The following is a 377-nucleotide window of genomic DNA, read 5'->3' as shown; positions in this document are numbered from 1 at the left end:
TCGCCTCTGCGTTCCCCGCCTCGGCATTGGCGCCGGCGTTGGTGGCAACGAACGGCAACCCCGCCGCGATACAGGCAGCGACGGCGGCGCCGGTCGACGCGGCGAGCGAGGGTATGATCGCCAAGGCACTGCGGCGTTCGACATAGTCGAGCTTCGCAGTCAGATTCGCGGCTGGCAAAAACTTAAGCTTCAACGGCCATTTCTCGGCGCGGCGCAGAAGCAGTCCGCCGCTGTGCTCGCCCATGATCTTTCCGAATGGAGCGAATACGGTGAGGCTCAGGTTTTCTGGCGCCGATGGCGCCAGGATGTCGAGCGCGTCGCAGAGCAATGTCAGGCCGTCGCGAAAATGCGCTGTCTGGCAGACGACGAGTTCTCTC

Annotated in this window: 1 protein-coding gene; it reads right to left on the bottom strand. The window is 63.9% G+C overall.

Annotated features, from left to right (window positions below; all coding sequences use genetic code 11):
- The coding region (locus EN852_RS41850; RefSeq protein ID WP_210238301.1) for a hypothetical protein at positions 1-244 on the bottom strand (244 nt) is incomplete at its 3' end.
- Positions 245-377: the final 133 nt, after the last annotated feature.

This window comes from Mesorhizobium sp. M2E.F.Ca.ET.209.01.1.1, assembly GCF_004010375.2.
Lineage (GTDB): Bacteria > Pseudomonadota > Alphaproteobacteria > Rhizobiales > Rhizobiaceae > Mesorhizobium.
The sequence above is the reverse complement of the archived record's forward strand: the minus strand, read 5'-3'. Positions and strand labels throughout refer to the sequence as shown.